11 protein-coding genes are annotated in these 13,093 nt (G+C 55.9%); 8 read left to right on the top strand and 3 right to left on the bottom strand.

Features of this window, described 5'->3' with window-relative positions; all coding sequences use genetic code 11:
- Positions 1–150: 150 nt before the first annotated feature.
- Genes mgtA through mgtU form a run of 3 tightly spaced genes read left to right on the top strand, consistent with a single transcriptional unit; the run spans position 151 to position 3,093 of the window.
- Positions 151–2,883, top strand: coding sequence for a magnesium-translocating P-type ATPase (gene mgtA, locus ABFX35_RS11305; RefSeq protein ID WP_346081092.1), 2,733 nt, complete (start codon positions 151–153; stop codon positions 2,881–2,883).
- Between the two features lie 18 nt (positions 2,884–2,901).
- Positions 2,902–2,994 carry a protein MgtR gene (gene mgtR, locus ABFX35_RS11300; protein ID WP_095847375.1) on the top strand — a complete coding sequence of 31 codons (93 nt, stop codon included), beginning with the start codon at positions 2,902–2,904 and terminating at the stop codon, positions 2,992–2,994.
- 12 nt (positions 2,995–3,006) lie between these two features.
- Positions 3,007–3,093 (top strand): magnesium transporter protection protein MgtU, encoded by an 87-nt coding sequence (gene mgtU, locus ABFX35_RS11295; protein WP_252997359.1) that lies wholly within the window; start codon positions 3,007–3,009, stop codon positions 3,091–3,093.
- A gap of 172 nt (positions 3,094–3,265) precedes the next feature.
- On the opposite strand, the gene ABFX35_RS11290 is transcribed toward mgtU, so the two are convergent.
- The gene (locus ABFX35_RS11290; protein WP_095847376.1) at positions 3,266–4,156 is read right to left on the bottom strand and encodes a LysR family transcriptional regulator; all 891 of its coding nucleotides are present in this window, start codon (positions 4,154–4,156) and stop codon (positions 3,266–3,268) included.
- Positions 4,157–4,261: 105 nt separating this feature from the next.
- On the opposite strand from ABFX35_RS11290, the gene ABFX35_RS11285 reads away from it, so the two are divergent.
- From ABFX35_RS11285 to ABFX35_RS11265, 5 genes are read left to right on the top strand one after another with little or no spacing between them, the layout of a single operon-like run.
- A complete protein-coding gene (locus ABFX35_RS11285; RefSeq protein WP_346081089.1) occupies positions 4,262–5,227 on the top strand; it encodes an agmatinase in 966 nt (321 codons plus the stop codon).
- Positions 5,228–5,245: 18 nt separating this feature from the next.
- Entirely contained in the window at positions 5,246–5,986 is a 741-nt protein-coding gene (locus ABFX35_RS11280) for a transporter substrate-binding domain-containing protein (RefSeq protein WP_346081087.1), read from the top strand.
- A gap of 15 nt (positions 5,987–6,001) precedes the next feature.
- A complete protein-coding gene (locus ABFX35_RS11275) occupies positions 6,002–6,673 on the top strand; it encodes an amino acid ABC transporter permease (RefSeq protein WP_095847378.1) in 672 nt (223 codons plus the stop codon).
- Positions 6,670–7,419, top strand: a complete 750-nt coding sequence (locus tag ABFX35_RS11270; protein WP_095847379.1) for an amino acid ABC transporter ATP-binding protein — start codon at positions 6,670–6,672, stop codon at positions 7,417–7,419. Before ABFX35_RS11275 ends, ABFX35_RS11270 begins: the two co-directional genes overlap by 4 nt.
- Before the next feature lie 13 nt (positions 7,420–7,432).
- Positions 7,433–8,377, top strand: a complete 945-nt coding sequence (locus ABFX35_RS11265; protein WP_346081084.1) for an arginase family protein — start codon at positions 7,433–7,435, stop codon at positions 8,375–8,377.
- Positions 8,378–8,594: 217 nt separating this feature from the next.
- Here ABFX35_RS11265 and ABFX35_RS11260 read toward each other — a convergent pair whose 3' ends face one another.
- Positions 8,595–10,262: an ABC transporter ATP-binding protein/permease gene (locus ABFX35_RS11260; RefSeq protein WP_346081082.1), complete on the bottom strand. Its 1,668-nt coding sequence runs from the start codon at positions 10,260–10,262 to the stop codon at positions 8,595–8,597.
- Positions 10,259–13,045 carry a M16 family metallopeptidase gene (locus ABFX35_RS11255; RefSeq protein WP_346081080.1) on the bottom strand — a complete coding sequence of 929 codons (2,787 nt, stop codon included), beginning with the start codon at positions 13,043–13,045 and terminating at the stop codon, positions 10,259–10,261. The genes ABFX35_RS11260 and ABFX35_RS11255 overlap by 4 nt, the downstream gene beginning before the upstream one ends.
- Positions 13,046–13,093 lie beyond the last annotated feature (48 nt).

Raw genomic sequence — 13,093 nt, 5'->3', positions numbered from 1 at the left:
TTGATATTCTACTATTGGAATGCGTTACATAAGGAGGGAATTATGGATGTTCCCAGGCAATTAAAGATATAAACGCTTAATAGCGTAAAGATAAATTATGCATAAATATTTTATGCAGGAATAACGACGTCTTTAATTTGAGGATAAATCATGACTGACATGAAAATAGAACACCGGAAAGTAAACCGGCCTGCGTCAGAAAATGATAAACAGCATAAAAAAAGCTTCGCCATTGAAACTGAGGCTTTTAACAGCCCAGACCATACGCTGGCGCGGCTAAACAGCAGTCGCCAGGGGCTAACAACTGAGGATGCGCTTGAACGGCTGGAGGAATATGGCCGTAATGAAGTGGCGCATGAGCAGGCTCCCCCCGCGCTAATCCAACTTTTGCAGGCATTCAATAACCCGTTTATTTATGTCCTGATGGCGCTAGCTACCGTTAGCTTCGTTACCGATTACTGGCTACCGCTGCGTAACGGTGAAGAGACCGATCTGACAGGGATTATCATCATTGTGACGATGGTCAGCTTGAGCGGGTTATTGCGTTTCTGGCAGGAATTTCGTACCAACAAAGCGGCGCATGCGTTGAAATCAATGGTCCGCACCACGGCGACGGTGCTGCGGCGCGGCCCCGGCGATGTCGGCCCGGTGCAGGAAGAAATTGCGATTGAAGCGCTGGTGCCAGGGGACATCATCTTCCTGGCGGCGGGCGACCTGGTTCCGGCGGACGTTCGCTTGCTGGAGTCCCGGGACCTGTTTGTCAGCCAGTCGATACTCAGCGGAGAGTCACTGCCGGTTGAAAAGTATGACGTGATGGCCAGCGTTTCCGGCAAAGGCAGCGACCGGCTTCCTGAGCCAAACAAGAGCAGTAGCCTGCTTGAGATGGGCAATATCTGCCTGATGGGAACCAACGTGACCAGCGGCAGGGCGCAGGCGGTGGTCGTGGCTACCGGAAACCGCACCTGGTTTGGCTCGCTGGCGAAGTCGATCGTTGGCACGCGTACCCAGACGGCGTTCGATCGCGGGGTGAACAGCGTTAGCTGGCTGTTGATTCGTTTTATGCTGGTGATGGTACCGATTGTGCTGCTGATTAACGGCTTCAGCAAAGGCGACTGGGTAGAGGCATCGTTGTTTGCCCTGGCGGTAGCGGTTGGCCTGACGCCGGAGATGCTGCCGATGATCGTCAGCTCAAACTTGGCTAAAGGCGCTATCGCGATGTCCCGGCGCAAAGTGATCGTCAAACGCCTGAATGCGATTCAGAACTTTGGCGCCATGGACGTGTTGTGTACCGATAAAACCGGCACGCTGACTCAGGACAATATCATTCTTGAGCATCATCTGGACGTGAGCGGTACCGAGAGCGACCGGGTGCTGACGCTGGCATGGCTCAACAGCAGCAGCCAGAGTGGGGCGCGCAACCTGATGGATAGAGCGGTGCTGCGTTTTGGCGAGGGGCGGATTGCACCATCGACGAAAGAGCGTTTTGTGAAGCTTGATGAACTGCCGTTCGACTTTGTGCGCCGTCGGGTGTCGGTCTCCGTGGAAGATGTACGCCACGGCGATAAGAGCCTGATCTGCAAGGGCGCGGTCGAAGAGATGCTGATGGTGGCGACCCACCTGCGCGAAGGCGACAACGTGGTCGCGCTGGATGAAACCCGCCGCGATCAGCTGTTAGCTAAAACCGAGGACTATAACGCTCAGGGTTTCCGCGTACTGCTGGTGGCGAGCCGCAAACTGGATGACTCAGCCTTGATAACCCCGCTCAGCACCGCCGACGAGCAGGGTCTGACGGTCGAAGGGATGCTGACCTTCCTTGATCCGCCGAAAGAGAGCGCCGGAAAAGCGATTACTGCGCTACGCGATAACGGCGTGGCGGTGAAAGTCCTGACTGGCGATAACCCGGTGGTTACGGCGCGCATTTGCCTTGAAGTGGGCATTGATGCCCACGGCATCCTGACCGGGGCGCAGATTGAAGCGATGTCGGATCGCGAACTGGAGCGCGAAGTGGAAACACGTTCGGTGTTCGCTAAGCTGACGCCGCTACAGAAGTCACGCATTTTGAAAACGTTGCAGAAAAATGGTCATACCGTCGGCTTCCTCGGCGATGGCATCAACGATGCCCCGGCGTTGCGCGATGCGGACGTGGGGATATCGGTTGACAGCGCGGCGGATATCGCCAAAGAGGCATCCGATATCATCCTGCTGGAAAAGGATCTGATGGTGCTGGAAGAGGGGGTGATCAAAGGACGTGAGACCTTCGGCAATATCATTAAGTACCTGAACATGACCGCCAGCTCTAACTTCGGCAACGTCTTTTCGGTGCTGGTGGCCAGCGCGTTTATTCCGTTCCTGCCGATGCTGGCGATCCATCTGCTGATCCAGAACCTGATGTACGATCTCTCTCAGCTCTCGTTGCCGTGGGATAAGATGGACAAAGAGTTTCTGCGCAAACCGCGCAAGTGGGATGCCAAAAACATCGGCCGCTTTATGCTGTGGATTGGCCCCACGTCGTCCATTTTTGATATCACCACCTTCGCGCTGATGTGGTACGTGTTTGCGGCGAATAACGTCGAAGCGCAGGCGCTGTTCCAGTCCGGGTGGTTTATTGAAGGGCTGCTGTCGCAGACGCTGGTGGTGCATATGCTGAGAACGCAGAAAATTCCGTTTATCCAGAGCTGTGCGACGCTGCCGGTATTGCTCACCACTGTGCTGATTATGGCGATAGGGATCTACATTCCGTTCTCGCCGCTGGGAGCGGTGGTCGGGCTGGAGCCGTTGCCGCTGAGCTACTTCCCGTGGCTGGTTGCGACGCTGCTCAGTTACTGCCTGGTGGCGCAGGGAATGAAGCGTTTCTATATCAAACGTTTTGGCCAGTGGTTCTGATGATAAGGAGGCGCAGAGATGAATCGTTCTCCGGACACCATCATCGCGCTGATATTTTTCCTGATGGGGTTGCTGGTGCTGCTGTGGGCTATCTGGCAAATCCTGTGCTGAAAAGGGGGCTCAATGCGTAAAGGATCGCTGGATAACGTCTTTATTCAGGTGGTGATTATTGCGGCCATCATTATTCTACTGACTATCTGGATAAGATAAGAGGAGCCCGGGCCTGTGGCCCGGGATTTCAAGTCGTGATGTGATGGGTATCCCTCCCGCGGGAGCCTGTACCGCATTCCGTGTAAATGCCTTTTTTCCGTAGTGGCCGTCCTGGTGGTCAACAAACTGGGTAATAAAGCGCATACCCCCACGTTGGCGCGGCGGTAAGCGGCTATGCCTTATTGCCTTGCCGGCGGTGAGCGGCCAGCAGCAGTTTCAGCATGGTTTCGGCGGCGGGCGATAAAGGGCGCGAGCCATGGGTGACTGCGTAATGCTTCACTTCCCAACGCGGCGTGCCGGGCACTTCCTGCAAGGGTAGCTCAGGGCGCAGCCGTTCAGCATAGTGGGTTGGCAGAATGCCGACATATTGCCCGGTGGCAATCAGCATCGCTACGGCCTCAATCCCATTCGCTTCCGGGCCACGCCGGTAACCCAGGCGGGCAATGCTCTCTTCAACAAAAGCCTGCTGACGACGGAAAACCACAGGGCGTTTTTCACCCGGTAATTCGGAAGCGATGAAATAAAGTTGATGGCTTTCACTGTACAACTCAATATAACGTAAAGATATGACCTTCTGGTGCTCCATAATACCTTTAACCGCAATATCCAGCTTGCGGTCGAGCAATGCCTGAATAAGCTGCGGTGCCGTTAGCGTATGCAACGATAAATTTACCAGCGGTGCCATATGGTGTAATTCTTTTAATGCCAGATGTAAAAAACTGCCGGGATTACCGATAGTATTATCAGAAAAACCTATGGATAAATCACCGGAGATAATTTCACGGCTGGCATCTATAGCCGGGAAAATACGATCGAGTGCATCCAGCGCTTCTTGGGCGTAAACCAGCGCGGCCTTACCCGCTTCGGTGAGCTCGAATCCTTGCGGGCCGCGGCTACAGAGTTTGGCCCCCAGCGTTTCCTCAACGGATTTAATCTGCCGGCTGATGGTGGTTTTCGTCATGTTCAGTTTATTTTCCGCCGCGGAAAAACCGCCGGCCTGCGCCGCCACGCAAAATATTCGCAGCGCTCTTAAATCACGTTCATTCAGTACTCGGGGCTTCATGGTTGTTTTTCCTGCAACGATGATTGCATAAAAAGTCTATTTTCCGTATGGGCGAGCATTAATACAATCGCCGATAACACTTTTGCCACACTAGGGAAATATACCATGTCAGAAATATTGACTGTTGCACCAAAAAAAAATCATAAATCTCTGTTATTTTCTGAATTAGCGTTGGATCTGGATAATCTGCAGGCGCATTTTGCCGTATTAGGTATGCCATATGGCGCGGCTTATACCCCGCAGGACTACAACAATGATCAAACCAACGCGCCAACGGCGATCCGCCAGGCATCCGATCGGGTGATCCGTAGCCCGGAACGTTATGATTTTGATATTGATGGCACACTATTACAGGGGCGGAAGGATGTGCGCTTTGTCGATTGTGGTGATGTGCCTGCCGATCTGAACGAACCGCGTGGCCATTTTAAGCGCGCCGAGCTGGCAACGCGCAAAATCCTGGCGGCGGGTGCCATTCCTATCGTGCTGGGCGGCGATCACGGTATTACTAACCCCATTCTGCGCGCTTTTGACGAGCAGGGGCCCATCACTATTGTCCACCTGGATGCGCATCTTGACTGGCGCGACGAAGTGAACGGCGTTAAGGACGGGCTCTCCAGCCCGATGCGCCGGGCTTCAGAGCTGCCGTATGTGAAACAGATTATTCAGATCGGCATGCGAGCATCGGGCAGTGCGCGCCAGGAAGAGGCAGACTATGCGCGGCAATGGGGCGCTGAAATCATTACCGCTTATGAATTACATGATATCGGTATGGATGCGGTGCTGGCTCGGATCCCTGATGGGGGGCGTTATTACCTGACTATCGATGCCGATGGCCTCGATCCCTCCTGTATGCCGGCCGTGGCCGGGCCGGCGCCCGGTGGCGTCACCTTCATTCAGGCACGGAAATTGATACATGGGCTGGTGAAGAAAGGACGCGTGGTCGGAATGGACTTCGTGGAAATCCAGCCAGCAAAAGATATTCACCAACACTCCTGCATGATCGCTGGCCGTTTGATCCTCAATTTCATCGGGGCTGCGATCCGCGCTGGCTATTGTGATACCGCTCGTTAATTAACCGGGGAAATGCTGATGAAACTGAAAACATTACTGATCACGCTTTGTATGCCAGTGATACTGCATTTCGGCAGCAGTATGGCCGCAGAGCCGATACGTGTCGCCATCGATCCTACCTTCCCGCCGATGGAATACATGCTGCAGGGGAAACGCGTCGGCTTTGATATCGATCTGGCCGAAGCGCTGGCGGAAAAACTGGGCCGCCCGCTGGAATATACCGATATGGATTTTAAAGCGATGGTGCCTTCGGTGCTGGCCGGCCGTTCCGACATTATCTTATCGGCGATTTATATTACGGATGACCGCAAAAAAGTCGTCGACTTTACCGAACCTTATTTTTCCGCTGGTTTGGTCATTTTAGTCAATAAAGACAACACCAGCATTAAAGGCCCGGCCGATCTTGCCGGCAAACGGGTCGCGGTTCAGGTAGGCACCAAATCGGTGAGCGTATTGAACAGCGAGTACCCGACGGCGAAGCTGATCGAGGTGGAAAAGAATGAGGAGATGTTCAACTCACTGACTTCCGGCCGGGCAGATGCAGTGGTTACCGGCAAGCCGGCTGCGCTGTTGTTTGCGAAAGCGCGCGGCACCAGCAAAGTGTTGGCGGAACCTGTCACGCATGAAGATTATGGCATTGCCGTCAGCAAACGTGAACCGGAGCTGCGTGCGGCGCTGAATAAAGCACTGGAACAAATTCGCGCAGACGGTAGTTGGCAGCGTATTTACGATAAGTGGTTTGGCGCCGCCGGTAACTAAAGGAGCATCGCGAATATGCTCACTTTTGATTTTTCACCCGCTCTGGCAGGCTGGCGAGAGCTGCTCGCAGGCGCACTAGTGACTATAGAAGTGACGCTATGCGCCATGCTGTTGAGTTGTATCCTCGGCACGCTGATCGGCCTGGCGCGCGTTAATCCCGCGCGTAAAGCCTTGTGGCTGGCCGGTAACACCTATGTCGTGTTGGTCCGCGGCACGCCGCTGCTGGTGCAACTGTTTATCCTCTATTTCGGCCTGCCTTACTTCGGCATTGTGATCCCGGCCTTCGTTTGCGGGGTGATTGGCATGGGCTGTTACTCTGCGGCCTATGTGTCTGAACTGGTGCGCGGCGCCATTTTGTCTATCGATCGCGGCCAGATGGAGGCGGGGCGTTCGATGGGGATGTCATCCGGGCAGGCGATGCGTTGGGTCATTATGCCGCAAGCGCTGGTGCGGATGGTGCCGCCGATGGCGAACGAGTTTATCGCGCTGACCAAAAATTCGGCCCTGGTGTCATTGGTGACCATTCACGATGTGATGCATGAGGGGCAGAAGATTATCAGCGTGTCTTACCGCTCGCTGGAGGTCTATATCGTGATTGCCTTTATCTATCTGATACTGACCAGCGCCACGATGCTGGCGTTACGGCAACTGGAGCGCAAGCTGCGCGCCGGGGGGATGGTGCAATGAGCCAGGGTATTATTCAGGTTAGCGATCTGCACAAATCCTTTGGCGCCAACCGCATTCTTAACGGCATCAGCCTTGAGGTGAAACGCGGTGAAGTGGTGGTGATTATCGGGCCGAGTGGCTCCGGGAAAAGCACTTTTTTGCGCTGTTGTAATGGTCTTGAGCAGGCGGAGAGCGGCTCGATTCGTATTTGCGGCGAGCGGTTGCTGGAGAAGGGCATCATGCTGGAGGATATGCGGCTGAATGCGTTACGGACGCATGTCGGCATGGTATTCCAGTCGTTTAATTTATTTCCCCACCTGACGATTTTACAAAATGTGGCTATCGGCCCACGCAAAATTTTGCAGCAGCCAAAAGCGCATGCCGAGCAGTTGGCGATGCAACTGTTGGATAAAGTTGGTTTGGGGCATAAAGCGGATGCGATGCCGGCCAGCCTTTCGGGCGGGCAGAAGCAGCGAGTCGCCATCGCGCGTGCGCTGGCATTGCAGCCAGAGGTGATGCTGTTTGATGAACCTACCTCCGCGCTGGATCCGGAGTTGGTTGATGAAGTGTTGGCGGTCATGAAGCAGTTAGCGCGAGAAGGGATGACCATGCTGGTGGTGACTCACGAGATGAGCTTCGCCAGAGAGATGGCGGATACGCTGGTGGTGATGGAGGAAGGGCGCATTGTGGAAGCGGGGCCGGCCGCGGCGATTTTCGCTCGCCCGGCGCATGCCAGAACGCAGGCATTGCTTAAAAAAATCAGTTGAGGGGCGCCATAAGATGACCAATATGCGTGGGATCGATCGGGTTAACCGTGCCTTTACCGGAATCGCCACCTTTCTGCGCGCCAATTACTGCGATGATCTTGCGCAGCTACAGGCGCAGATGGCGGTATTTGGCGTACCGCTGGATGAAGCTTCGCCTTTTATGCCGGGATCGCGCATGGCACCGCGCAGTATCCGCGAACATTCGATGCGGTTTTCCTCCAGCGGCTTTTACGATATCGCTCGCCAGCAACATTTTCTCGCTAATGAAATGACCAGTGGCAAAATTCAAGATGTGGGGGATGTGGATATTCTGCCCACCAATCTGCTGCAAACCCTGGAAAATATCTCGCAGATGACTCGCCAGCTACGGCGTAAAGGGGTGATACCGGTGGCGATAGGCGGGGATCATTCCGTCTCGTACCCGTTGATTCGCGGTATTGAAGAGCCGATACATGTGATTCAGTTTGACGCACATCTGGATTTTGCGCCGGTGCAAAACCAGATGCACTATACCAATGGTCAGCCTTTCCGCCATATTGCAGCTCTGCCGCAGGTGAAAAGCCTGACTCAGGTCGGTATCCGCAGCCTGCGCGTGCGCCCTGAAGAAGTCGCCGATGCTCGTGCTCAAGGCAGCCGCATCGTTCCCATTAATGATTTCCGTAAAAGCAGCCCGCAACAGATCGCGTCATTATTACCCGCCGGTGAGAAATGCTACGTCAGCATTGATATCGACGTGCTGGATATGGCGCTGGTACCCGGCTGCGTTTCCGCCGAGCCTGACGGCATGAGTTATGCACAGTTACGCAACACATTGTGCGCGCTGGCGGAGCGGATGGAGATTATTGGTTTTGACCTGGTCGAGGTTAACCCGTTGCTGGATGTCGGGACGGGCATGACTTCCTATCTGGCGGCCCATACGATGGTGGAGTTTATCGGCCATATTTTTGCTCACCGTTGAGGTAGCTACCCGCCGTCACAAAGCGGGTTGACGATGCGGGCCAGCAACTCCGTGTTCCAACGTGATGGCTGCCAGGCAAAATCTCCCAGGCTCCTTTCCCCCAGTGGCTGTTGCCCCCATAAAAGTGGGGCAGCGGGGCGCTGCACCCAACGCGCCGCATTCCCTCATCATGCGGCGCTCTTTTGCTGCTATTGCTAAGAAAAACCGGCGTTTTCCTTTATGCGGGATAAAATACGTTCAGATCGCAATGCCGAGGGAAAAATTCATCCAGTTCGTCCTGATGGGTAATGGCGATGACCGTACAGCCGGGGAGCGCCGTTTTTATCAGCGTCAGCATCGCGGCGGCGGCCGCTGGATCGAGATTGCTGGTGGCTTCGTCAAGATACAGCGTATCTGGCTGGACGATCAGCGCGCGCGCGAACGCCAGCCGCTGGCGCTCCCCGCCGGAGAACACCCGATCCCAGTTGAGCTGTTCGTCAAGTTTGCCGCACCACGCCGCTAAACCCGTGGCGCCCAATACTTGCCGCAACCGTTCGCGATCCGCAATCGGTGGTTCGGGGTAGCACAACAGTTCGGCCAACGTTCCCTGCCCAAGATAGCTTTGCTGCGGCAACAGCAGGCTCTTGCCGCTCAGCGCCTGCCAGTGCCCCTGATAATAAGGCCACAGCCCATTCAGCGTGCGCAATAACGTCGACTTGCCTAATCCGCTACGGCCGGAAAGCCGGCACCAATCGCCGGGCGCGCAGTTAAACGCCACGTCTTGCAGCAAGGGTTGCCCCTGTGGCGTGGTGAACGACAGCCCCTCGACGCTGAGTCTGTCACTCTGCTGAACCGGCGCATCGTCGGACTGATGGCGCAGGATCTCCTGCTGAAACTGACTAAGGCGCTCCATGCTGGCGGACAGTTGGACCAGAGAATAGTAAAAGTTGATAAACCAGCTCAACGCGCCATGCACCTGGCCGAACGCGCTGCGAATTTGCATCAGCCCGCCCAGCGTCACGGTTTTACTGAGAAACGCTGGCAGCGCGGCAAACACCGGTACAATCAAGCTGACCCGGGTGTAACCGGTGGTAAACAATCCCAGATCGCGCTCGCCGTTCATCACCCGCCGCCAGTTGGCCGTAATGGCGGAAAATGCGCGCCGCAGCTGATTTTTTTCCTGCTGTTCGCCGCCATACAGCGCAATCTGTTCGGCATTATCATGCTTGCGCAGCAGTGCGGCGCGGAAATCCGCCTCAACGCGCTGTTGCTGATAATTAATGCCGTGCAGTTTCTTGCCGATTGTATGGGTGATCACACTGCCCAACAGGTTATAGATCAGCACCACCCAGACCAGGTAGCCGTGCAGGACTATCTCATAACCCCACAGGGAGAAACGCTGAACGCCGGAAAGCTGCCATAAAATAACAATAAAGGAAAACAGCTGGACGAAGGTCACGAGAAACGAGATCGTCAGGCGCACGCTTTTCGTAACGAACAGATCGATATCCTGCGCGATGCGCTGGTCGGGGTTATCCATTTGGCCGCTGAGTGACAAACGATAGAACGCGCGCTGCGCCAGCCAGCCGTTGATAAAACGTTCGGTCAGGAAGGCACGCCAGCGAATAATCAGCAGCTTGGTAAACCACTCCTGATACACGAAAACGCCGATATAAATTAAAATGTAGACGCAATACTCTTTCACCAGTTCATACAATGCCCCGCGGTTAAACGCGCCCAGCGCATCGTAAAAGGCCTTGCTCCACGCATTAATCAGAACGTTGAGATAAACGATAGACATCCCCATGCCGATGCAAATCAGCAGGAATAGCCATGCCTGCCAGTGATTTGCCTTGCCCCAGAAGGGGCGGCAGAGAGCCAACATTTGTGCCGCCAGCTTTCTCATGGCCGTGCCTCCTGTGGCAAGGTGATGAACAGCACCCGATTGTCTGGATTTAATAAATGGGCGGCCATGGCCCGCACGCTTTCCAGGGTGATCGCCTCTGCCAGTTGGGTTTGTTCGCTCAGATAGCGCGGGTCGTTATATTGCTGATAGCTCAGTATCAGGCGGCGCTGCTGAGTGGCGACATCCTGCTGCCGCTGCTGTTCGGCGCGAAGGAATTGCTGTTTTTGTTCATCAATATCCTGGCGGGTGATTTTTTGCGGTAGCGTAGCGAAAGCCTGCTCCGCGCGCAGCCATAGCTCCTGTGCTCTGTGCGGCGCGCTGGTGAAGCTCACTTCAGTCTCAATACGCCGTTTGCTGTTTTCCAGATGGCTATTCAAGCGCATACGATAGATGCCGAGCGCGTCATCCCGCAGGCTGCTTTTCAGGTACTTGTCGGCCAGTTTGGCCGCGATACTCACCTGCACCGCGGCTTGCGGCGTCCAGTCGATAGGGGTAAAGCTCCAGGCAAGCACATCGGCACGTGGCTCAATGCTGATGGCCGAGGTCGCCTCCCGCCGGCCGGCCAGCGCCAACTGCGGCCGAATATCGCCAAGCGCCTTATTGCGGGGGATCGTCGCCAGATAACGCTCGGCCAGCGGCAACAGTTGTTCTGCGGGCATATCCGCCAGCAGATAGTAGGTGACCGGGGCCGAGGCGGCTTTGCGCCACTGGGTAAGCAGTTCCGGGGCGGTGATCTGTTTTAACTGTGACAATTGAGCCGCCTGATAAGCGGGCTGACCAAAGCGTAGCGCCGTAATCTGGCGCGTGCGGCTCTCCATCACCGATTGCTGGTTGTTAGCCTGCTGGCGGATCAACCGCGCCATACTTTCTTTCATGACGTCAGGATCAATACCGGGGGCACGCTGTAGCGCGTAATAAAGCCCAAACAGATTGGGCAGTTGCTCCCTGGGGGCCTGCCCGTTGAACAGGAGCTGTTCAGCCGTCTGATCGGTATTCATCGATAGCGAATGCGCTTGCTTCCAACGGCTTAAATCTTCACCGCGCCAGCCAACGGGCCCGCTCAGCCCGACCAACTGCCTGGCCAACTGCGCTTGCCATGGGTTGAGCCCCTCGGCTAAAAAGCCTGCCTGGCTCTGTGCGGAAAAATAAACCGTATTGCCCGCCAGCGGCGTGCGCAGCCAGACTACGCGATCGCCATTGCTGAGTGACCACTGTTCGACGTTTTGTTCAGGGAAGCTTTTCTGCGCCGTTCGTTGGCCGCGTTGCGTAACGGGCGGCAGCGTAACCGGCGCGGCCGTATCTGGCTGGCGTGGAGCAATAGGCGCTGCCAGCGGCGCGGTTGCCCACTGGGTTTGCCGTTGCCGCACGGCGGCGGGTGCCGGCGGTGTAAACGGGGCGGCGCCCGGCACGCTGAACTGCACGAGCGTATCCGTTTCGGCCAGCCAATGCTGCAGATGTTGATTAACATCCTGGGCGGTAATTGTGTTCAGCATCGCCAGTGCTTCCCGGCCGCGTTGCTGGCTGCCGTTATAGCTGCGCCCCTGTAGCCATTCCACCGCGATTTTCTGCACCCAACCGGCGAAGTCTTCTAGCTCCGGCTGGCTCGCCATCCGTTGAGCGACTTCGCGAATATCCGACTGTACCGCCGCAATATCCTGCGCGTTTAATGAATAACGCCGGATCCTTTCGATTTCCCGCAGTAGCACGGAGAGTGCGGCGTGGTGGCCATCCGGCATCACATCGGCAAAAAATCCCAGTGCGGCGGTGGCCCTGCCGATATCCGATTTGCGCACCACCAGGCTGATGACTTCCGGCGGCAGTTCTGCTTTTTGCCGACGAATCTGCCGGCTCAATGCGCTGAGAGCGATCTGATTGAGCAGGCGATAACGCATGTTCGCCTGGCTTGTCAGACCTTCATCATGGAAGCGATACACCCATGACACCTGACTGACGCCGCTCTGGCTATCCTGCAAACGCACCACCTTAAGCTGTGGCGCCAGATGCGGCTCATAATAGCTGCGGGCTGGCACAGTGCCAGCCCGCAGTGTGGCGAAATAGCGTTTAATCACGCGCTCGGCCTCGGCGGGCTGGATATCGCCGATCAGCAACAGCCGCATATTCGCCGGGTGGTACCAGCGCTGATAAAACGCGCGTAACACACTGGCGGGTGTTTCATTGATCGCCCGTTCAGTGCCGAGCACCGGCCGCAAGGGATAGCGCGAATCATGGCGGATAGCCTGTACGCGCTGCTGATTCATGCGCTCCGCCACGCCCAATTTTCCGCGCCATTCTTCGAGGATAATCTGGCGTTCATCTTCCCAATCACGCGGTAGAAAATGGGCGTGACCGGCCATCTGACTCAGCGTTTGCAGCGCCAGGTCAAGCTCGCGTTTACCGGCCGGCGGGCTCATCATGTACAGCGTACGCTCATAGTTGGTCATGGCGTTATAGTGCTGCGCACGTACCCAACCCTGCTGGTTGAGCGCGTGGCTGACGCCTTGCGCAAACGCATCGCTGGTATGGAATACCATATGCTCAACCATATGCGCCACGCCGGATTCATTATCCTGTTCATCTATCGATCCAACGTCGACGCTCAAACGAATATCGATGCGGTTTTGCTGCCCGGCCAGCGGCACCAGGGTATATTTCAGCCCGTTGGCCAATACGCCTTCTGTTATTTTCGGCAGCGGGCTTTGCGCCGTATCGGCGGCCTGGCTGCCGATGCCGAACGCCAACAGGCCGACGGCGAGCGCCAACCGGTAATATCTCTTCCAGTTCATAACGACCTTTAATGCGATTGCGCTTTCATATTGCGGCGCGCTTTCCGC

Origin of the sequence: Gibbsiella dentisursi (genome assembly GCF_039539505.1) — a bacterium.
GTDB lineage: Bacteria > Pseudomonadota > Gammaproteobacteria > Enterobacterales > Enterobacteriaceae > Gibbsiella > Gibbsiella quercinecans.
This window is presented reverse-complemented; position numbering and strand designations above follow the sequence as displayed.